Source organism: Bifidobacterium actinocoloniiforme DSM 22766 (assembly GCF_001263395.1).
GTDB classification, from domain to species: Bacteria; Actinomycetota; Actinomycetes; order Actinomycetales; family Bifidobacteriaceae; genus Bombiscardovia; species Bombiscardovia actinocoloniiformis.
This window is the reverse complement of record NZ_CP011786.1, coordinates 659,575-680,017: the sequence shown is the minus strand read 5'-3', so window position 1 is coordinate 680,017 and position 20,443 is coordinate 659,575. Positions and strand designations below refer to the sequence as shown.

Here is a 20,443-nt window from a genome sequence, read left to right as displayed (position 1 = left end):
GACAGCAGGGGTCAGTCCCCGAAGAGGATTTCGTCCCAGGAGGGGACGGCTGAGCGGCCGGATTTCTTGTGGGGGCTACGGGTTTCCGGCTCTTCCCTGACACGCCGGGATTGCGCGTGCCCTGGCTCCTGGACCGCCTGCTCAGTCCCCTGAGGGCTGGTCGCCCCAGGGGACTGGGGCGCTGCATCTGGTTGGCTGGAGTTGGCTGATGTCGCCTGGGACGGAAGCGCCGCGCTGGAGCTGACTGCTGGTTCCGGCGCTTGGGCCTCGCCCTTGGGGTTGTTGCGCGAGGAGACTTTAGGCTTCTTTTTCGCCTTCACCCGCTTGCTTCCCCCGTACATCCAAGCGGTCAAGGCGCTGGGCTCGCTGGCCGACGACCCGGCGGATTCCTCCTCCCGGTCCTCGGTGCTGGTTTCGGCTGGGGGAGGCGCGGGGTAGCGCTGGTCCTCCGGGGCTGCGGCGGCTTCATCGTCCTTCTGCACCCCTTGACCGGTCTGAACCTGAGCCCTTGGGGACGCGGGTGCTTGAGCGGCGGGTTGGAGGGGAAGCGCCTGCTCCTGTCGACCTGCCGCCGGCTCGGATTGCGCCACAGTCACGGGTTCGGTTTCGGGCGCCGGTTCGGTTTCAGATGCCGGCTTGGGCTCAGTCGCCGGTTCCGGCTCGGCCTGGTCTTCAGGGGCGGGCACTATGTTCATTTCTACGGTCTGTGTCTGGGCATGGTCCGTCCGCTGGGCCAGGGGGCCATCATCGGTAGGGTCTTGGCCGCGAGGCGCCTGCACCGGTGGCAGGGGCGCGTATCCGTCCTGCGCGGCGACGTCCTCGGGCGTGGGCGCCGGGGCCGGCATGAAGGCGTCGGAACCTTCCAAGAGCTGGCGAGCCGGGGTGTTCAGGCAGGTGATCGTGTTCTCTTTCATATTCCAGGTCCAGTCGGCCTGGATGGCTTGCCCTCCCGCCTGGAAGGACGCGCGTATCTTCCAAGGCCCCTGGCTTCGGCGTGTCGCGGTCCACGACACGGCCCCCAGCGGCACATTGGCGGCGTCCAAGGCCCGGCTGATGGCTTCCTCATTGGAGTATCCGGCCCCGCGCTTGGGTGAGGACATGGAGAGGAACTGCTCGATAGCGTACTTTTTCTCGACCTCGATCGGGCTCGCGAAACGCCGTACCAGAGCTTCGTTCACAGCGAACTCCTGGGCTACGCGCTCGGTGGAGGTGCCAGCTCGAATCGCGGTTTGGATCGCGGAGATGGGCAGGGCGGCCGAGGCTTGTGGGACCGGCGTGCCGTGCTCCTCCTCCAGGACCTGCTTGGCTTCAAGAATGGCGCGATCCAGGGCGTTATCGACGGTGACAGCGAACAGGCCGCGCTCGCACTTGAACACTAAATCGCCCTGATCGCTGACGTGATCGAAGCGGGCTGTCCTGATCTCTTCCTGAGGCATGCCGCCACCTTCTTTTCCCATGCTATGAGCGTCCCTCCACTATTGTGCCCTATAGGTGGTATTTTACGAGCATCGTATTCGTGTATCCTATCCGCAGTATGGCCGTGTATCCTATGAGCGGCAAAAGGGGCTGCCGGGCGCGAGCCGGCGGACGTGGCGGAAATGGTTCATGACTGAAAGGACGTGCGATGGCACAAGACTACGATTCCCCGCGCGAGAAAGACGAGGACGAGGCTTCGATCGAGGAGCTCGGCAAGAAGAGCCAGGAGGCGCCCGCCGACATTGACGACGATGAGAACGCCATCGCCGAGGATTACGAGCTGCCCGGCGCTGACTTGAGCAACGAGGACTCTTCGGTGACTGTGATCCCCATGCAGGGAGACGAGTTCATCTGCTCGGTCTGCTTCCTGGTCAAGCACCGCTCCCAGCTGGCCTACATGACCAAGGACGGCCAGCCTGTGTGCAAGGAGTGCGCCGCCTGATGACGACTGACGGCGCAGCAGCCAACCCTCAGGGCCTGAGAGTCCTGATTCAAGCAATGGGATCCGGGCCAGGCCCTGGCGAGGACGACCTGGGCGCATACCTGAGCTATGCCCTGGAGGGGGATGCCGGCGCCGACTTGCGCGCCCGGGAGCCGTTGACCTTAGCCCCCTTCCAGCGGGCCTTGGTGCCCACTGGAATCGCCCTGGCCCTGCCAGCTGGTTATGTGGGCCTGGTCCACCCCCGTTCGGGTCTGGCGGTCAAGCAGGGGGTCACGGTCCTGAACGCGCCGGGGACGATTGACGAGGGCTACCGAGGGGAGATCAAGGTGCCCCTGATCAACCTTGATCCCGAGCGTACAGCGGTCTTCCAGAGGGGCGAGCGAATAGCCCAGTTGGTCATCCAACGGTACGAGCACGCCGATTTCCATCAGGTCGAGCACCTGCCTGACTCCGAGCGCGGCGACCGGGGCTTCGGGTCGACCGGCCTGTGACTTGTCCGCAGGATGGTGGAACCGGTGCCCGTATGCGATTAGCTCGTGTAGGATAGGTGCACATCATCGGCGAGAGGAGTGACATGGCCGCTATGGAAGGCAGAGTGTGCGACAACGATGTCAGTAGGGAGGGCTCCGGCTCCTCCTCGCGCGCGCTCGGCTGCGAGATTTCCAGCGACCCCCTCAACCCCCTCCAGCCGATTGCCCAGGCCTGCCGGGGCCACCACCCGGGCGTGGACCTGTCCATGCTGCCGAAGGCCTACCAGCGTGCGGTCAAGCAGCACGCCAACCAGCGGCGCAAGTCCGGCGAGCCTTACATCATCCACCCCCTCGCCGTCTCCCAGATACTGGCCGATTTAGGCATGGGACCCACGGTGGTCTCGGCCGGGCTCCTGCATGACACGGTGGAGGACACCGATTACACCTTGGACGAGTGCCGCAAGGAGTTCGGCGACACCGTCGCGGGGTTGGTGGACGGCGTGACGAAGATTTCCAAGATGGACTACGGTGACCTGGCCCAGGCCGAAACCATCCGCAAGATGATAGTGGCCATGAGCCGGGATGTGCGCGTGCTGGTGGTCAAGCTGGCCGACCGCGTCCACAACGCCCGCACCTGGCGTTACGTCAAACCTTCGTCGGCCCAGCGCAAAGCGCGGGAAACCTTGGACGTCTACGCCCCGCTGGCCAACCGCCTGGGCATGAACGCCATCAAGACCGAGCTGGAAGAGCTTAGCTTCAAGACCCTTTACCCGAAGATATACAACGAAATCGTGGTTTTGGTCTCAAGGCGGGCCGGTCAGCGCGATGTCTACCTGAAGCAGATCCTCGACGAGATTCACGAGGACTTGGACGCCCAAGGGGTCCAGGCCTATGTGACGGGCCGGCCTAAGGATTACTTCTCCATCTACCAGAAGATGATCGTGCGTGGGCACGATTTCGAGAACATCTACGACTTGTTGGGCGTGCGCATCATCGTGGACTCCATTCGTGACTGCTACGCGGCCCTGGGCGCGGTCCATGCGCGGTGGAGCCCTGTGCCTGGGCGGTTTAAAGACTACATCGCCATGCCCAAGATGAACATGTACCAGTCCTTGCACACCACAGTGGTGGGTCCGGGGGGCAAGCCGGTCGAGATTCAGATCCGCACCTGGGACATGCACCGCAGGGCCGAGTTCGGCATCGCCGCCCACTGGAAGTACAAGGAGAACGGGCAGGCGGGACGAGAGCTCTCAGCCCCTGACAAGACCGACGTCAAGCGGGAGCGCAGCGAGCAAGGCGGGTTGAGCGAGGCGGACAACCTCAAGTGGATTCAGCAGTTGGCCGACTGGACCAGCGAGACGCCGGATTCCAACGAGTTCCTCGGCTCCCTCAAAGACGACCTGGGCGCGGCTGAGGTCTACGTTTTCACGCCCAAGGGGAAGATCCTCTCGCTGCCATCCGAGTCCACGCCGGTTGACTTCGCCTATGCCGTCCACACGGAAGTGGGGCACCGCACCATGGGCGCACGGGTCAACGGACGCCTGGTGCCCTTGGATACCAAGCTGGAAAACGGTGACACCGTCGAGATCCTGACGTCAAAATCGGATACCGATGGCCCCTCCCGCGACTGGCTCTCCTTCGTCAAATCCCCAAGGGCGCGCAATAAGATCCGTCAGTGGTTCAGCAAGGAGCGCCGTACCGAGACGATCGAGGAAGGCAAGGACGAGCTGACCCGGGCCATGCGCAAGCGCAACCTCCCGGTATCCGCCCTGGTCACGCCCGAGTCGATGATCGGCGTGGCCGACGAACTCAGCCTATCCGGTGAGGAAGCGGTCTACGCGGCCATCGGAGACGGCCAGGTGTCCACACAGAATGTCATCTCACGCTTGGTCCACGATGTGGGCCGAGCCGTGGTTGAGGACGAAGTGGAGCAGGAAGCCCTGCCGCTGAGCCAGGTGAGCCGGGCTCATGCGGTCTCTTCCTCCGAGGGCATCTCAGTCAAGGGCGTGGACGACGTGTGGGTCAAACTGGCCCGCTGCTGCACGCCGGTCCCGGGTGACCGCATTGTCGGGTTCATTACCCGCAACCAGGGGGTCTCCGTCCACCGGGACGACTGCCAGAACATGCTGGACTTGCAGAAGCATCACCCTGAGCGGATCGTGGACGTGGCCTGGTCCAGCAACCAGGGGACTTTTATGGTCAAGGTGCAGGTGGAGGCTTTGGACCGGCCGCACCTGCTCTCGGACATCACCCAGGTTCTGGCCGACCACGGGGTCAACATCCTGTCCGGCTCACAGACCACCGGGCGCGACCGGGTGGCGGTCAACCAGTTCGTCTTCGAGATGGCGGACCCCCAGCACTTGAACACACTCCTGTCCGCGGTGCGTAAGATCGATGGCGTTTTTGACGCCTACCGAATCACCGGCGCCAAGGATTCGTCCTCCTCGCGTATGCGCAAGGTCTGACCGTTAATCAGGCTGAGGATTCAGTAGATACGGATAGGCCCGGCCCCCGCTTGATAGTGGGGGCCGGGCCTATCTCGCGTACGGCGCCGACCGCGTCGCACCCTACTTGACGGCCTTGAGCCACTGCTCCTTGGTGGCTTTTTCGGCCTGCAAGGCCTGCTTCTTGGCCGGGTCGGCCTCCTGAGCGATCCGCTGGTCCAACTCAGCGAGCTGGGACTCCAGCTGGGTCTCGAAGGAGGACTTGCGGGCGTCGGCCTCGGGGTCGGAACGTTGCCAGACGGCGTCCTCGACCGACTTGATTTGCCGATCCACCGCGTCCAGGCGGCTCTCGATCCGGTGCATGTCGGCCCGTGGCACGTAGCCGATCTGGTCCCACTCCTCCTGAATCCTGGCCAGGGCCTGGCGGGCTTGCTTGGCCGCTGATTCGTCCTTGACCGGGAGCAGCGCCTCGGCGCGGGTCAACAGCGCCTCCTTGGCTTTCAGATTCTCCTGCTCGTCGGTGGAGGTCTTCTCACGGTCGGCTTGACGGGCGTTGAAGAAGACGTCAGCGGACTGGCGGAAGCGCGCCCACAAGGCGTCGTCTTCGTTGCGTCCCGCGCGCCCGGCGGCCTTCCAGCGGTCCATCATCGCATTGAATTCCCTGGAGGTGCCTCCCCAATCCGTGGAGTCCTTGATCGCGTCGGCCTGGGCGATGATCTCCTCTTTGATCCGCTTGGCCTCGGCCCGGTGGGCATCGCGTTCCTGGGCCCACTTGCGCCTGGCCTGGTTGAAGGCGGAGCGAGCGGAAGAGAAACGCTTCCAGAGGGCATCGGCGTGTTTCTTATCGATGCGGATCGTAGTGCGCTGGTGGGTCTGCCAACGCTCAAAGAGGTCATGGAACTTGTCCGCCGTCTGCCGCCAGTTCGTCTGGTCCCCCAGGCCAGCGACGATGGCCTCGGCCTCTTCGACGAGCGCGGTACGCTCCTGAATGGCCTTGTCCAGGGAGGCCTTACGCTCCTCACTCAGCTGGGCCTTCTTGGCTTTGCCCTCGTCCTCCAGGGTGCTCAGTTGCTGACGCAAGGCCGCGATGTCACCGACCACCGCCGGCTCCTTGGTCTCCTCCTGGAGGGACTTCAGTGATTCGTCGATTTCCCGGGACTTGATGTTGGCGGCCTTGAGCCGGGTGGCGAACAAGTCCAGCCTCTCTTTGAGGTCAAGGTAGCGGCGGGCGTAGAGTTCCAAGGCCTCGTCCGGGCTGGCTGCGTCCGGGAATTGCCCGACCTCGCGTTCGGCCTCGCCCTCACGGACGAACACCGAACCCTGTTCGTCCACCCGGCCGAAGGCTTCCGCGGCCTTGAGCTCATCCGCGTTATAACTGGGCGCGCTGGGCGTTGCGGGGATGTGCGGAGTCTTCTTGGCGAAGGCCGCGGGGGAGGGGGCTCCAGGCTTTGGCGCAGTGGGCTGGGCGGGTTGAGCGCCCGCTTGGGACGGGGCCGCCTCCTCCTGCTGGTCGCTTGGGGCGGGCTGGGGTGTTTGAGCGGCGGCCGGGACAGTCTGCTCGCCTTGCCGCTGATTCTGCCTTTCGGTCGCAGGGGTGTTCTCGGGTGTGGTGACAGTCTCGTCGGCCATTGCCAGCTCCTTTAAGCTTGTGAGGTGGAGACGGGGGGAAGCACCGCGCGTTAGCGCCACTTCTCCCCTCTACCTCCTATTATAGGGAGCTATGGCTAAAGGCGCATCATTATCCGGATTTCCCGAGTGGCTCCCCTCCCAGCGGGTGGTGGAGCAGACCATGATTGACACGCTACGGCATGTCTTCGAGCTCAACGGCTTCGTGGGCATCGAGACCAGGGCGGTCGAACCCGGCTCCTCCTTGCTCAAAAAAGGCGATACCAGCAAGGAGATATATCTGCTGAGCCGTTTGCAGGAGGTGGGGCACGAGGACGGTAAGCCGGTCGAGGACCGTTTGGGGCTCCACTTCGACCTGACCGTGCCCCTGTCTCGCTACGTGCTGGAGCATTCGGGGGATTTGACCTTCCCCTTCAAGCGCTGGCAGATTCAAAAGGTATGGCGTGGTGAGCGGCCCCAGGAAGGTCGTTTCCGTGAGTTCGTCCAGGCCGACATCGACGTGATCGGCAATGGGGAGCTGCCTGACCACTACGAGGTGGAACTGCCCTTGGTGATGGTCTCCGCCCTCGAGGCGCTCCGCCCCTACGGCTGCCCCAAGGCCACGGTGCACGCCAACAATCGCAAGCTCTCAGAAGGCTTCTACCGAGGCTTGGGCCTGACCGACATCGAGGGCGTCCTGCGCGAGATCGACAAGCTTGACAAGATCGGCCCTGATGAGGTCTGCAAGCTCCTGGTCTCCCAGTGCGGGGCCAGCCAGGCCCAGGCTACCGCTTGCCTGGAGCTGGCCGGGCTGACCGCCGACGACGGCGAGGAGCTCAGGGATGGATTCGACCGCCTATGCTCCAGCCACGGCATCGAGGAGGACAGCCAGTCGTACGCTCTGGCCCGGCAGGGGCTGGACACCCTGGCCATGATTGTGGACGAAGCGGCTCGAATCCGCCCCGGGGCCGTCGTCGCTGACCTTAAAATCGCCCGCGGCCTGGACTACTACACCGGCTCGGTCTATGAGACCTTCCTGGAGGGTGCCGAATCCTTGGGCTCCATCTGCTCAGGCGGCCGCTACGACAACCTGGCCTCCCAAGGTTCGCGCGTCTACCCGGGCGTAGGCCTGTCGATAGGACTGTCCCGTCTCCTGTCCTACATGCTCTCCCAAGCCGGGGCCCATGCGTCACGGGTGTCCCCGGCGGCGGTCCTGGTGGCGGTCTGGAATGAGGATGACCGCTCCCGCAGCAATCACATAGCAGACGCCCTGCGCCAGCGGGGGATCGCAGCCGATGTGGCCCCTACCGCCGCCAAGATCGGCAAGCAGATCAAATACGCCGATCATCTGGGCATCCCCTACGTCTGGTTCCCGGCCCAGCCCGGTGACGAAGCTGACGGGGACCAGGTCAAGAACATCGTCACTGGCAGTCAGGAGCCCGCGCAAGTCGTGTCGTGGACGCCGGATAGCCTGTTTTCCCAGCAGAGCGTGCAATCACTGTCTGACGCAGACTGACCGCAGAGGGCGGGCCCAGCCTGGATGGAGGAACGAGGAAGCATGAGCCAGTCGGCTTACAGAACCCACTACGCCACTGAAGTCACCGAGAAGGAGATCGGGCATGCAGTCACGGTCGCTGGATGGGTGGATCGGCGCCGGGATCACGGCGGAGTGGCCTTCATAGACCTGCGCGATCGGACAGGCCTGGTCCAAATCGTCATCTACGACGAGGAGCAGGCGCGGCCCTTGCGTTCCGAGTATGTGATTGAGGTGACCGGCGAAGTCCGCGCCCGCCCGGAAGGCAACGACAACGAGCACCTGGCCACTGGGCACATCGAGATCGTCGCGCAGTCCATCACCGTCCTGGCCAAGTCCGACGCCTTGCCCTTCCAGGTGTCCACAGCCCTGGAGAACGAAGCGGAGAATAAGCTTCCCGGTGAGGACATCCGGCTGAAGTACCGCTACCTGGACCTGCGTCGCCCCTCCATGCAAAGGACCATCCGCCTGCGCTCGAAAATGAGCGCCGCGGCACGGGCGGCCCTGGACAAGATGGATTTCTGCGAGATCGAGACGCCCACTTTGATCAAGTCCACGCCTGAGGGGGCGCGCGACTTCTTGGTCCCGGCCCGCCTGGTGCCTGGGTCCTGGTACGCCCTGCCCCAGTCTCCACAGCTGTTGAAGCAGCTGCTGATGGTTGGCGGTTTTGAGCGCTACTACCAGATCGCCCGCTGCTACCGTGACGAGGATTTCCGAGCCGACCGCCAGCCGGAGTTCACCCAGTTGGACATCGAGATGTCCTTCGCCTCCCAGGATGACGTGATGGCCATGGCCGAGCAGGTCATTGCCGCGATTTGGAAGGCCGCGGGCTACGAGGTCAAGTTGCCGATTGGGCGCATCTCCTGGCAAGACGCTATGGATAAGTACGGCTCGGACAAGCCCGACCTGCGCTTCGGTAACCAGATCGTCGAGATGACCGACTACTTCAAGGACACACCGTTCCGTGTCTTCCAGGCTCCCTATGTAGGAGCTGTCGTCTTTGAGGGCGGGGCCAGCCTGCCCCGTCGGCAGTTCGACGCCTGGCAGGATTGGGCCCGCCAGCGTGGGGCCAAGGGTCTGGCCTACGTGCAGTTCTCCGGCGGTGGAGAGCTCAAGGGCCCAGTGGCCAAGAACCTTTCAGCCGCCGAGCGCGAAGGGTTGCAAGCGGCGGTGGGCGCCAAGGACGGGGACGCGGTCTTCTTCGCCGCTGGCCCGCGCGCCTCCTCCCAGCTGCTCTTGGGCGCGGTGCGTGTGGAGATCGCCCGCAGGCAAGGACTCCTCAAGCCTGACGAGTTCGCCCTGACCTGGGTGGTGGACTTCCCCCTGTTCAAGCCCACCGACGACCCGGATGACGATGATGTGGCTGTGGGCCACTCGAAGTGGACCTCCATGCACCACCCGTTCACTATGCCCTCAGCTGACTGGATCGACCGTTTCGACCTGGACCCTGAGCATGCGATGAGCGATTCCTACGACATCGTGTGCAACGGCGAGGAGATCGGTGGCGGTTCGGTGCGTATCCATCGCACCGACATCCAGGACCGGGTCTTGAAGGTCCTGGGAATCGGTGCACAAGAGGCGCAGGAGAAGTTCGGCTTCCTGCTTGAGGCCTTCAAGTACGGTGCGCCGCCCCACGCCGGTATCGCCTTCGGATGGGACCGCGTGGCGCAAATCCTGGCTGGGGTCGGCTCGATTCGCGACGTCATCGCCTTCCCCAAATCCGGTGGCGGCCAGGATCCCATGACCGGAGCCCCAGCTCCGATTCCGCCTGAGCAGCGGGCTGAGACCGGTGTGGACTACGACCCGGAGGCCGAGCAGTAGTCCTTCAACCCTGCAGCCGGTCGTTTACGCGCCTGTAATCGAAAGCCCCGCGCCTGTTACCTGCTATGGCTACAATGCTGATATATGAGCGAATCCAATACACAGCAAACGGCGGCGGGGCTTGCGCCCGTTCAAGCCGTGCAGGCGGACTCCGAGGGCGCTCGGCCGCTGGTGGAGCTGGCCCATGTCGAGAAGCACTACGGCCGCCTCCATGTTCTGAAAGACATCAACCTGCAGGTCTGCCAGGGCGAGGTCCTTGTCGTGGTCGGCCCCTCCGGATCCGGCAAATCAACCATGTGCCGCACAATCAACAGGCTGGAATCCATCGACTCGGGAGTCATCCGGATCGATGGCGAACTCCTGCCTGAGGAAGGCAAGGACCTGGCCCGACTGCGGGCCGAGGTGGGCATGGTCTTCCAGTCCTTTAACCTCTTTGCGAATAAGACCATACTGGAGAACGTGACCCTGGCGCCGATCAAGGTGCGGCACATGGCCCGCAAGGACGCCGAGGACTATGCCATGGACCTTCTGGCTCGCGTGGGCGTGCAGTCCCAGGCTTCCAAGATGCCCTCCCAGCTCTCCGGCGGCCAGCAGCAGCGCGTCGCCATCGCTCGCGCCTTGGCCATGAAACCGAAGATCATGCTCTTCGACGAGCCGACCTCGGCCCTCGACCCGGAGATGGTCAACGAGGTCCTGGACGTGATGATCGAGCTGGCCCAGGAGGGCATGACGATGATTTGCGTCACACACGAGATGGGCTTCGCCCGCAAGGCAGCCGACAGGATCGTCTTTATGGCGGATGGGCGCATCCTGGAAGAAGGCAAGCCTGACGAATTCTTCGACCACCCCCAGAGCGAGCGGGCCCAGGAATTCCTCTCCAAGATCCTGACCCACTGAGTTTTGGCGCTAATGTATGAGACGAGAGAAGACGAACGGATGAGCAGTACGGTATGGAAGCTCAGCGCGCGCGGGCGGGCGGTGGCGAAAGCCCTGCTAGCGGCCTTGTGCGCCCTCGCTTGCGTCTTCTCCCTGACGGCCTGCGGGTCGGACAAGGAGGAGGGCAAGATTCGGATAGGCATCAAGTTCGACCAGCCGGGCCTGGGCTTCAAGAAGTCCGGCACCTATGTGGGCTTCGACGTGGACGTGGCCAAGTACATCGCCAAGAAGCTCGGCTACAGCGAGGACGACATCATCTGGAAGGAGGCCCCCTCCAAGCAGAGGGAGGCCATGCTTCAGAACGGCGACGTGGACATGATCCTGGCCACGTACTCAATCACTGACGAGCGCAAGAAGGCCGTCTCCTTCGCCGGCCCCTACTTTGTGGCGGGCCAGGACCTGATGGTGCGCACCGGTGAGACCGGCATCAAAGGGCCCCAGGACCTGAACGGTAAGCGCCTGTGCTCGGTGACCGGCTCCACTTCGGCGGTCACAGTCAAGGAGCGGTTCGCCTCCCAGGTGCAGCTGATGGAGCAGCCTGGCTACGCCGAGTGCGCCACCGCCCTCTTCTCCGGCATCGTGGACGCGGTCACTACCGACGACATCATCCTGGCGGGCCTGGCATCGTCGGCCCGCGGCCGTCTGCAGCTGGTCGGCAAACCCTTCACCCAGGAGTATTACGGGGTGGGCATCAAGAAGGGCGACAAGGCCTTGGCTACCAAAATCAACGCCGCCCTGAGCGAGATGATCGCCAACGGTTCCTGGCAGCGTGCCCTGGAGGAGAATACCCGGGGCGCGCACTTCAAGCCGGACCTTAAATACAACCCTCCAAGGCCGAAGGAGGGCGAGTAAATGGGAGCCATCATCCAACTCTTCAGCGAGTACGACATCCCAGGAGCCTTCCTGGTCAACATCGAGCTGACCCTGTGGTCCGCCCTCTTCTCCCTGATCCTAGGCATCATCCTGGTCATCATGCGCATAGCCCCGGTCTCCTCGCTTAGGAAGGTGGCTTCGGGCTATGTGGAGTTCTTCCAGAACATGCCTCTGACCATCATCATGGTGTTCATGGTCCTTGGGGCCTTCGCACAGCTCAAGCTGAGTTTCTCGGACAAGTTCTCGGTCAACTTCTTCTGGCTGGCGGTTGTTGGCCTTTCCTTGTACACGGCGGCTTTCGTCTGCGAGTCCCTGCGCTCAGGCATCAACACGGTGCCCTTGGGCCAGGCTGAGGCGGCTCGGGCCTTGGGTCTGAGTTTCACCCAGTCGGCCACCCAGGTGATCATGCCCCAGGCTTTCCGTGGATCGGTGGCGCCCTTGGGCAACACTTTCATCGCCCTGCTCAAGAACTCGACCGTCGCGGCCGCCGCCTCCGTGGCCACTGAATCCTCCTCCCTGATGAGCGAAATGATTGAATTCCATGCCAACTCGATCGTCGCCATCTTCCTGATTTTCGCCCTGGGATACGTAATCCTGGTCCTGCCGGTCGGGGCCTTGACCACCTTCTTATCCAACAAGCTAGCCGTCAGGAGGTGATTCACCTTGGCCAAGTTAAATAATGAAAGCTCCCTCCTGTTCGACCAACCAGGGCCCAAGGGCTTGCGCAAGATTAAAATCGTCAACTGGATCGCGGCCGTGGTTTTCGCCTTGATCGTCGTTCTGATTCTCTTGCGCCTGCACAATCCGCCGGATGGCGAGAACCAGCTCGCATGGGACCTGTGGAAGCCTGCCTTGGACACCGAAGCCTGGACCGACTTCTACCTGCCTGGTCTCTGGCTGACCATCAAAGCCTCGATCGTGGCGGTGATCGGCTCGGTCGTTTTCGGCTTTCTCTTCGGCATCGGCCGCCTCCTGCCCTCTGTGATCGTGCGGGCGGTCTCGGGGGTCGTCGTGGAGTTCTGCAGGGCCGTGCCTGTCCTGATGCTGATGATTTTCTTCTGGCGCTGGTTCGCATTCTCCGGCGTCAGCGAGGCCTCCTACTGGGCCGTGGTGCTCGCCTTGATTCTCTACAACGGTTCAGTCGTGGCCGAGCTGGTCCGCTCCGGCGTGGGCAACCTGCCCGGCGGCCAGAGGGAAGCCTGCTTGGCTTTGGGGCTGACGCAGACCCAGTCGCTGATGCAGGTGGAGGTGCCTCAGGCCGTCTACGCCATGCTGCCAGCAGCGGTCACCCAGCTGGTCGTCGTGTTGAAGGACACGGCACTGGGCTCGATCATCATGTACACCGACCTCCTTCAGGAGTCCCGGCGTCTGGGTTCGATGCACTTCAACATCCTCCAAACCCTGGTCGTGGCAGCTGTCATCTACTTTGTGGCATGCTCCTTCCTGTCCAAGTTGGCGCGAATCCTGCCAGAGCGCATGCAGAAGCGCACCGCTGCCCCTGCAGCGCCGGTTGATGTCGAACCGGTTCCGCCCCTGGCCATTATGGACGCCTCGAACGTCAACCAGATCGCGGTCGCCAAAGAGGTGGATCAGGACCGCTTCGGCGGCGCGCCTCTCCAGCACCATGTGCATCATCGCGGAACAAACGCCTCCATCCGTCACTGGCGGGAGACGCGGTACATGCAAGGCTATGATGACACCCACCTGGAGTCACAGGCGGAGGCTAAGGCCCACGGAATCACCGATTTCCTACGCAGCAAGCTGTCGCGTCAGGAGGGCGCAGGCCAACGCGATTCAAGCCAGCATGGTGAGAACCACGACGACGAGGGTCCATCCGGTCAGGATGACGGCGGAAAGCGTTAACGGCGGGGCAGATTCAAGCGCTGGCATTGCCTATGGCGAAAGCGGCGGCTCGGGGTTAGCCAGAGAGTGAGGAACTCCTGGATGAACCCCGAGCCGCCGTTCATGCATCAGGAGGCCGACGCCTGACTTCGGCTGGTGCCGCGAGGTGGGATGGGTGTTCAACCTTGACGGAGCATGTCAGCGAAGGCCCAGACCACGGTCGCCACCTTTCTCAGCTCGGCCTCGCGGCTCACTTTCCGCCAGCGGGACCGATAGGCCTCGAACCATGTCTCCAGGCCTCCCGCCAGAGCCCGCGCCTCGCTCTCACCAGCTCCGCTCGCATCCGCCAGCAGACCCTCACGCCGGGCCAGCTGCCAGCCCAGCAGATTGAAGAGACGCTGCCCCTCAATCGCCAGCTGGAGAGGCTGGCCCGCAGGGCTCTTCAAGGAAGAGGCCAGATCGCGCGCCGCCTGACTCAAACGGTCATTGGTCTGCGGCACGGCGGTAAGGGAGTCGGCCGAAATCTCCAAGTAGCGGCGGCGGGCGCCGGCTAAACCGGTCTGATCGGCCCCTTGCCAGGCCTGCTGTCCCTTGATCAGGCCCACAACCCGGCTCACATCCTGGTTGATGCCACCCTTGCCGTCGTCCAACTCCAAGTAAGTGACCAAATCGCTCCAGGAGAAGGCTTGGCAGGTGCTGGCATGCTCCAGGGCCGCCATGCTCGCTCCGGACCGGTCTGCAAAGAACAAGCTGGTGATGGCACGGTCGCACGAGCGCTGGTCCTGGCCCTGGGTGTCCCAGGAGCACTGGGCGCTGTAGGCCATGCCAGGCAGGGACATGACTGGATCGTTGATATGACCGTAGTCACCCCAATCGGTCACCATCGAGCCTACGGCGCCGTATCGCTGGCCGTAAGCGGACAGGCGGGAGATATTGGACCAGGCGTCGGACACACGCGGCAGCAAACCGTTCCACGCTTGCACCGCGGAGCACACGTACTGAGGCAAACCCATATCGGCCACCAGCTTGACCTTGCTGTCATCCACCCTTGGACTGTAGAGCCAGTTGAGCAGGAGGCAGCTCTTGGGCAGACGAGGCAGGATCGCGGGCATCGAGACCGCGATGTCGCCCCAGAACATGGGCTCTCGGCCCTGGGAACTCAAGTGGTCGCACAGGCGGGTCAGGTAGTCAGCGTAAAGCTTATCGACGCCCACCTGGTCAGCCAAGGGCTTTGAACGGCCTCGGCCCAGGTCGAAAGTCTCATCGCCGCCGATGTTGAATTGGCGGCTGGTGAAGAGCTGGGCGTAGGCGTCGATGATGGCGGTGGAGAATGCGAAGGAATCAGGTTCCGCCACGTTAAGCGTATGGTGCTCCTGGCGTTCGATGAAGGAGAAGGGCCGGTCCGCGTCTTCGGGGAATTCGCCCAAGCGGCGCAGTGTGCGGGTGCGCAGGTTGACGTAGTGATGGCCGAAGGTGGATAACGAGGGGACCAGCTCAATTCCCTGCAAACGGCAGTAAGCATCCAGGTCGATGATGTCCTGCGGGAGCAGGGGGGAGCAGCCTCGCCAGGATTCGCTCATCCCATCGAAGGCGAACGCGTGCTCCACGTAGAGTTGGAGCTGGTTGTACTTGCATAGCGCCAGCGCATCGACCCACCCTTTGAGGCAGTTCATGGTGGGGACACGGCCACGGGTGACGTCCAGGCTGTAGGAACGCACCGGGAAGACTGGTGAGTCCTCAATCGTCAGGCAGGGCAGGAGAGCGCCGGTCTGCCGCAGTATCTGGCGTAAGGTTTGGACCGCATAGCGCAGCCCGTCCAGGTCGCCGCCCAGAAGGCTGATGGGCGCCGACGATGCTCCTTCACCAGCTGGGTGCCCGCCGATTGTCAACCGGTAGGCCTGCTTGCTCAGTGAAGGGTCCAAGCCCAGGGTCAGGTCCGCTGACCATAGGCAGCCTTGGGCATGATCCCAGGAGTAGCTGCAAGCCGCTTCGATTTCGTCGGTCAGTTGCTCGGCGAGCAAGGCCCCTGTCTGGCAGGACTGAGCGTCCATAGGCCCTTGGTAGCACACCCGCCCCTGGAAGGGGAGGAGGAACTCCCCACCGGTGGCCGTCAGCGATCGCGGGCGGGGAATCAGGGCCAAACCCGCGTCCGGTGCGCAGGCTGTCGGCGGTGCTGGATTGTGAGGTGTCATGGGTCATGCCTTCTTCCCGTTGGGCTTGGTCTGTGCGCTTTCCCCATAGCGCGAGTCGGTCCTAAAAGACGCCTAGGCGCTCGCGGAGCACGCCGGCCACGCCGCCCAAGGCGGCGGCATCCGAACCCAAGGCTGAAGGGCGGACGCGCACCGCTTCGATGAATCGTGAACGCACCCGGTCGTTGATGGTGTTCTGGACCGTTTCCAGCATCGTCGCGGTCGCGATGGACGCGGGACCGGCCACGACGATGTCGTCGATATTGGTCAACGCTACCGGCATTGACAGGGCGGAACCCAGGGCTTGACCAGCCAGGGTTATGATCTCTTCGCGCCGTTCGGGCGCTTGGGCTATCCTGGCGGTCAGTGATGGCACCGAGGTCGTGGTCTCCAGACAGCCGCGTTTGCCGCAGGCGCAGGGTATGCCGTTCTCGTCGATAACGACGTGCCCGATCTCGCCGGCTACATAGTGCGACCCGTGCACGATTCGGTCGTCGATTAAGACGCCTGCCCCCACGCCGCGGGCGATTTGGACCAGGATCATGTTCGCCGGGCCACCTCCGAAACAACGTTCGCCGAAGACCGCGCTGTCCGCGTCATTGGCCAGGCAGACCTCCAGGCCGAGCCCCTCGCGCAGAGCCTGGGCCAGGCTCAGGTCGGCCCAGCCGAGGTTGGGGGCGGCCAAGACCCTGCCTGCCGTGTCGACTGTGCCAGGGCTTGCTATGCCGAGGCCGAGGATGGGAGCTTTGGACTGGTCTTGCAAACGCTTGCACAAGTCCATGATTGGGTTCAAGGGCATGGGCTTGGCATCAGGCGCCGGTATGCTGGCGCGGGCCAGCACGTGGCCTTCCAGGTCGGTCAGAATGCCCTTGAGGGTGCCCGCCTGGGCCAGGTCAAGTCCAATGACGTTCATGCCCTGGACTTGGATGCCGACCAGTAGGGCGGGCTTACCGGGCTTTGAGGAGGGCTTGTAGCCGCCCTCGACCAGCAGGCCATCATCAATCAGGGTGGCCACCACATCCGAAACCGACACCTTGGATAGGCCAGTGATTTTTGCCAGGTCAGCACGGGAGCGCCATCGGTTCGGGTAGAGGGCGCGCAGGACGGCGCGGCGGTTGCTGCGCCGGATATCCGAGGGCAGCGAGGCCAACCGATGCCTGCCGCTTGCGGCGTTGTGGCCTGTGGATGTCCTTACGCTCATCGGGCTCGCCCTCCTGTCCGCCTGCGTTCGTCGCATGAGACTACTCTACCGAGTCCGCGTAACACGTACCGGGAAGGTGGCGGCATCCGCTCAGTAGGCGGCTGAGTCATCGCTCATAGGAACGCGTAATCAGCTTTCGTGCTTCGACGCGGGGGGGGGCGCTCCGCTGGGCTCTCGTTCGCGGCAAGCCTTCCGAAATCGCCCGGCATGGGTGGAGCCGCGCCAGCCTCAACCGAATAGCCGCCCCAAGGCGTCTTTTGGCCAGCTGTTCCGCTTCGGGGCGCCATCGTGCGGCAAGGCCGGGAATACTATGGGTTTCGGACCGGTCCGGGGGAGGTGTCTCCTGTCTGCGTGGGTTGTTTCCGCAACCCCTCGTTCGCCCGTCAGCTGTCCGTCACTGCAGTGCTTACGCGGCCGCCGTCGTTTTGCTTGGCATATGCAATAAGTATATAATCTTTACTATTCCTGGAGTGGGCTACAGGGCAAAGATGACTCGGTGGTCGGAACCATGGTTGGAAGAAGGCAGCGAAGCAATTCCGCTAAGGCTATCCATGCGATGAAGCGATGATCGTCATACCTGAAAGGAACATAAATGAGAACGGGCGACAAACCGGTGAACACCAGTTCACCTTTGCTGATGCTGGGCGTTTTGTCCATATCTTTCCTGATGTCGGTGTCCAATGCAGTGTCCGGGACAATACCGCTGATGAAACAGTACTTCTCGAATATCTCAGAGGCGAATGTCGAGCTGCTCGTGGTTATTCCCACCGGCGGCGTCCTTCTGGGGACTGTGGTCAGCGGCCTCATCTCGAATAAACTGGGCAAGAAGTACACCGTACTGATGGGGCTGATCGTCTCCCTGATCTTCGGCGTCATACCTGCGTTCTTCTACAGCTACCCCGCCATATTCCTCTCCAGGGCCATGTTTGGCGTAGGCATGGGTATCTTCACGCCCCTGAGCGTGTCCTACATCACCGACATCTTCCCTGAGCGGATCAGGAACAGGCTCCTTGGTTGGAGGAATTCCGTCGGAGCCATTGGCGATGCGATCATGCTCTTCATCGCGGGCTTTTTGATCAACGTCTCCTGGCATGCGACTTACCTGGTGTTCCTCTTCCTGATCGTGCCGATTGTGCTGGTCGCCCTCTTCGTGCCCAAGCGGCTCGACCGTGTCACCGTCGAAGAAGGCAAGGAGGTCGAGGAAGATTCGGACATCAGGCCTTCCACCAATGGCGGCGTCATTCAACTGGCCATCGTCTTCCTCTTCGTCTGCCTCTTCTACTCGTCGATTTCCTTGAAACTGGCCAGCCACATGGTTGATTCCCATATCGGTTCCGCGGCTGACGCCACCAGGATCTTCGGATTCCTGGTTCTCTGCTCGATCGTTTCGGGCATTGCCTTCGAACAATTGGCTAAGTGGTGCGGCAAGGCCACGGTCTTCATCTTCGAGATGCTGACGGCTGTGGTGCTGATCGCCATGCCTTTCGCCAACTCCATCCCGGTCCTGCTGGTCCTGGTCCTGGTGGCGGGCTTCTGCAATGGCATCATCAATCCGGCCCTTACGGCCAGGATGGTGGCCTATTCGCCGAAGGGGTCAATGAATCTGACCACCTCCATCATCCTGATCGGCATCAACATTGGTTCGCTGGTGGCGCCGTACTTCTTCCAAGCGCTCGGCTTGATCCTGGGCAACAGGGATTCCGGATTCATGATTCTGTGCGCTGGAGTCTGCTACATCCTGTTGGCCTTCTATGACGTCTTCATCGTTAGGAAGGACAAGCTGACCATTTGATTGGTCGTATGGGCAGGCAGGTTTCCGCGATTCGGGAAAGAGGTAAGCAAAGTATGATCGATAACACTGAGTGGTTCAAGCAAGCCAAGTACGGCATGATGATTCATTGGGGCCTGTACTCCCTCCTTGGCGGGGAGTACCAGGGGCGTTCATCCAGCAATTACGCTGAGTGGATCCAGTCGAAGCTGCAGATTCCGAACAAGGACTACGAGCGTTTGACCCGGGCCTTTAATCCAGTCTACTTCGATGCCGACGCCATCGTGGATCTGGCCAAGAGGTGCGGAATGCAGTACCTGGTGGTCACGACCAAGCATCATGACGGATTCGCCATGTACCGGTCACTGGTGGACCCCTACAACGTTTACGACGCCACACCCTTCCATCGGGACGTGATAGGGGAGCTCTCCCTGGCTTGTCGCAAGGCCGGCCTTCGCTTCGGTCTCTACTACTCGCAAGACCTTGACTGGCACGATCCTGATGGCGGAGGCTATCTGTCGAACGACATCGAGACGGCCGGCACGACTTGGGACAACAGTTGGGACTTCCAGGGGGAGAAGGACTATCAGCGGGCATTCGACCACAAGATCCTCCCGCAGATCGAGGAGATCATGAGCAACTACGGCGATATCGCTGTTGCCTGGTTCGATGTCCCCATGACCCTAAGCGATGAGCAGAGCCAGACCATCTATGAGACGGTCAAACGTCTCCAACCAGACTGCCTGATCAATTCCCGACTGGGCAACGGTCGTTACGATTACGTCTCGCTGGGGGACAACGAGATCCCTGACGACGATGACGCCAGCGTCAAGACCGTGGACGACGGCTCGGTGGACTACAATTCCATCGTCGGTTTCAAACCTTCCAAGCTGGGCCTGTACGAGACCGCCGGGACCATCAATGATTCCTGGGGCTTCTCCTATCACGACCAGAATTGGAAGAGCGCGCAGACCATCCACGCCTATAAGAACCATCTGAATAAGTACGGAATCAACTACCTGCTCAATATCGGGCTTGACGGCCTCGGCAGGGTGCCCATGGCCGCCGAGAAGGCTCTTCTTGGTGCGCGCGCCTTGGAAGCATAAGCTGCTGATTCCTTGGAATTAGCGGGTGACCCTGTGCTGGAAGGCGTGATGCCGGACAGCGCGGGGTCTTGTCAGCACGAGGTCCGGTCGATGCCCACGGGAGCTCGGAAGCGCTTCACCGTGATCGGGCTGAATCTGAGGGCGCTCCATCGCGGGTGGCAGGAGGAGGCCCGTGCAGACAGTTGCGGCATTCGGCGGCTGCGCAGTCACGCACCGCTAGTCGTGATTCAGCGCCCTAATGGCACACCCCCGGACCTCGGTGCACCTGGGTTTCCTTCAGTGCCGGGAACTCCTGATTGGAATGCGTAATCCAGGCGGCTGCCAGAGCGCGACCCTCGAATACCGCGGACGATATTTGCAGCCTGGCGAACCAAGGCGGATCAGCTTTGCCTTGCGGAGCCTTCCCAGACCCCCACCGGCCATGCTCGAAGACCGTCAATTCACCGACGGAGGAGGAAACTCGAGCTGAGTGAATGCGTCCCCTTAATGTTTCGCCGACACAAGGCTCAGGCAAGCAAGTGCCGCCGACTTGCGGCGATCGCCAGGCGTGCGTTGGCCAGCCCCGCAAGAAGTCAGACGACCGTTAAGGAGCAGGCCGGAATCCAGTCAAAGTTCGTGGGCTCATGGGGCCGGGCCCAGGGAGCAGGCTTCGCAATTATTCTAGTCCGCCGAACAATCCATCTAAGAACCCACCGAAGCATATTGGAAAGAACTCGGCGCCTGACTACCCCGCCGC

General features: G+C 62.5%; 15 protein-coding genes. 11 read left to right on the top strand and 4 right to left on the bottom strand.

What is annotated here, in order from left to right; translation table 11 throughout:
• Positions 1 to 11 precede the first annotated feature (11 nt).
• The gene (gene sepH / locus AB656_RS02735) at positions 12 to 1,436 is read right to left on the bottom strand and encodes a septation protein SepH (RefSeq protein ID WP_051905284.1); all 1,425 of its coding nucleotides are present in this window, start codon (positions 1,434 to 1,436) and stop codon (positions 12 to 14) included.
• Positions 1,437 to 1,624: 188 nt separating this feature from the next.
• Between sepH and AB656_RS02730 the strand changes: the two genes are divergently transcribed.
• The 3 genes from AB656_RS02730 (at position 1,625) to AB656_RS02720 (ending at position 4,853) form a co-directional block, all read left to right on the top strand.
• On the top strand, positions 1,625 to 1,918 hold the full coding sequence (locus AB656_RS02730) for a DUF4193 domain-containing protein (protein WP_033504100.1): 294 nt from the start codon (positions 1,625 to 1,627) through the stop codon (positions 1,916 to 1,918).
• Positions 1,918 to 2,409, top strand: coding sequence for a dUTP diphosphatase (dut, locus tag AB656_RS02725; RefSeq protein WP_033504099.1), 492 nt, complete (start codon positions 1,918 to 1,920; stop codon positions 2,407 to 2,409). The genes AB656_RS02730 and dut overlap by 1 nt, the downstream gene beginning before the upstream one ends.
• A 92-nt stretch (positions 2,410 to 2,501) precedes the next feature.
• Entirely contained in the window at positions 2,502 to 4,853 is a 2,352-nt protein-coding gene (locus AB656_RS02720) for a RelA/SpoT family protein (RefSeq protein ID WP_033504148.1), read from the top strand.
• Between the two features lie 102 nt (positions 4,854 to 4,955).
• On the opposite strand, the gene AB656_RS02715 is transcribed toward AB656_RS02720, so the two are convergent.
• A complete protein-coding gene (locus AB656_RS02715) occupies positions 4,956 to 6,461 on the bottom strand; it encodes a DUF349 domain-containing protein (protein ID WP_033504098.1) in 1,506 nt (501 codons plus the stop codon).
• A 91-nt stretch (positions 6,462 to 6,552) separates the two neighbouring features.
• Here AB656_RS02715 and hisS point away from each other — a divergent pair, with 91 nt between their 5' ends.
• The 6 genes from hisS to AB656_RS02685 all read left to right on the top strand — a co-directional run bounded on the left by hisS (position 6,553) and on the right by AB656_RS02685 (position 13,464).
• Positions 6,553 to 7,953 (top strand): histidine--tRNA ligase, encoded by a 1,401-nt coding sequence (gene hisS / locus AB656_RS02710; protein WP_033504097.1) that lies wholly within the window; start codon positions 6,553 to 6,555, stop codon positions 7,951 to 7,953.
• 42 nt (positions 7,954 to 7,995) lie between these two features.
• Positions 7,996 to 9,792 carry an aspartate--tRNA ligase gene (gene aspS, locus AB656_RS02705; RefSeq protein ID WP_033504096.1) on the top strand — a complete coding sequence of 599 codons (1,797 nt, stop codon included), beginning with the start codon at positions 7,996 to 7,998 and terminating at the stop codon, positions 9,790 to 9,792.
• A gap of 84 nt (positions 9,793 to 9,876) precedes the next feature.
• Positions 9,877 to 10,689: an amino acid ABC transporter ATP-binding protein gene (locus AB656_RS02700; RefSeq protein WP_033504095.1), complete on the top strand. Its 813-nt coding sequence runs from the start codon at positions 9,877 to 9,879 to the stop codon at positions 10,687 to 10,689.
• A 39-nt stretch (positions 10,690 to 10,728) separates the two neighbouring features.
• Positions 10,729 to 11,580 (top strand): glutamate ABC transporter substrate-binding protein, encoded by an 852-nt coding sequence (locus AB656_RS02695; protein ID WP_051905283.1) that lies wholly within the window; start codon positions 10,729 to 10,731, stop codon positions 11,578 to 11,580.
• On the top strand, positions 11,581 to 12,258 hold the full coding sequence (locus AB656_RS02690; protein WP_033504093.1) for an amino acid ABC transporter permease: 678 nt from the start codon (positions 11,581 to 11,583) through the stop codon (positions 12,256 to 12,258). It begins immediately after the preceding gene.
• Positions 12,259 to 12,264: 6 nt separating this feature from the next.
• Positions 12,265 to 13,464 carry an amino acid ABC transporter permease gene (locus AB656_RS02685; protein WP_081924849.1) on the top strand — a complete coding sequence of 400 codons (1,200 nt, stop codon included), beginning with the start codon at positions 12,265 to 12,267 and terminating at the stop codon, positions 13,462 to 13,464.
• Positions 13,465 to 13,622: 158 nt separating this feature from the next.
• Here AB656_RS02685 and AB656_RS02680 read toward each other — a convergent pair whose 3' ends face one another.
• Positions 13,623 to 15,635 carry a beta-N-acetylhexosaminidase gene (locus AB656_RS02680; RefSeq protein ID WP_081924848.1) on the bottom strand — a complete coding sequence of 671 codons (2,013 nt, stop codon included), beginning with the start codon at positions 15,633 to 15,635 and terminating at the stop codon, positions 13,623 to 13,625.
• A gap of 61 nt (positions 15,636 to 15,696) precedes the next feature.
• Positions 15,697 to 16,833 (bottom strand): ROK family transcriptional regulator, encoded by a 1,137-nt coding sequence (locus AB656_RS02675; protein ID WP_033504092.1) that lies wholly within the window; start codon positions 16,831 to 16,833, stop codon positions 15,697 to 15,699.
• A gap of 592 nt (positions 16,834 to 17,425) precedes the next feature.
• Between AB656_RS02675 and AB656_RS02670 the strand changes: the two genes are divergently transcribed.
• Both AB656_RS02670 and AB656_RS02665 read left to right on the top strand, forming a co-directional pair.
• The gene (locus tag AB656_RS02670; RefSeq protein WP_033504091.1) at positions 17,426 to 18,625 is read left to right on the top strand and encodes an MFS transporter; all 1,200 of its coding nucleotides are present in this window, start codon (positions 17,426 to 17,428) and stop codon (positions 18,623 to 18,625) included.
• Between the two features lie 53 nt (positions 18,626 to 18,678).
• Positions 18,679 to 19,707 (top strand): alpha-L-fucosidase, encoded by a 1,029-nt coding sequence (locus tag AB656_RS02665; protein WP_033504090.1) that lies wholly within the window; start codon positions 18,679 to 18,681, stop codon positions 19,705 to 19,707.
• Positions 19,708 to 20,443: the final 736 nt, after the last annotated feature.

Bases quoted from the DNA above. Each gene is read 5' to 3' on its own strand.
- AB656_RS02720 (WP_033504148.1), top strand. From the start codon at position 2,502: ATGGAAGGCAGAGTGTGCGACAACGATGTCAGTAGGGAGGGCTCCGGC.
- AB656_RS02665 (WP_033504090.1), top strand. From the start codon at position 18,679: ATGATCGATAACACTGAGTGGTTCAAGCAAGCCAAGTACGGCATGATG.
- hisS (WP_033504097.1), top strand. From the start codon at position 6,553: ATGGCTAAAGGCGCATCATTATCCGGATTTCCCGAGTGGCTCCCCTCC.
- dut (WP_033504099.1), top strand. From the start codon at position 1,918: ATGACGACTGACGGCGCAGCAGCCAACCCTCAGGGCCTGAGAGTCCTG.
- AB656_RS02690 (WP_033504093.1), top strand. From the start codon at position 11,581: ATGGGAGCCATCATCCAACTCTTCAGCGAGTACGACATCCCAGGAGCC.
- AB656_RS02700 (WP_033504095.1), top strand. From the start codon at position 9,877: ATGAGCGAATCCAATACACAGCAAACGGCGGCGGGGCTTGCGCCCGTT.
- AB656_RS02730 (WP_033504100.1), top strand. From the start codon at position 1,625: ATGGCACAAGACTACGATTCCCCGCGCGAGAAAGACGAGGACGAGGCT.
- AB656_RS02680 (WP_081924848.1), bottom strand. From the start codon at position 15,635: ATGACACCTCACAATCCAGCACCGCCGACAGCCTGCGCACCGGACGCG.
- aspS (WP_033504096.1), top strand. From the start codon at position 7,996: ATGAGCCAGTCGGCTTACAGAACCCACTACGCCACTGAAGTCACCGAG.
- AB656_RS02670 (WP_033504091.1), top strand. From the start codon at position 17,426: ATGAGAACGGGCGACAAACCGGTGAACACCAGTTCACCTTTGCTGATG.
- sepH (WP_051905284.1), bottom strand. From the start codon at position 1,436: ATGCCTCAGGAAGAGATCAGGACAGCCCGCTTCGATCACGTCAGCGAT.
- AB656_RS02675 (WP_033504092.1), bottom strand. From the start codon at position 16,833: ATGAGCGTAAGGACATCCACAGGCCACAACGCCGCAAGCGGCAGGCAT.
- AB656_RS02695 (WP_051905283.1), top strand. From the start codon at position 10,729: ATGAGCAGTACGGTATGGAAGCTCAGCGCGCGCGGGCGGGCGGTGGCG.
- AB656_RS02715 (WP_033504098.1), bottom strand. From the start codon at position 6,461: ATGGCCGACGAGACTGTCACCACACCCGAGAACACCCCTGCGACCGAA.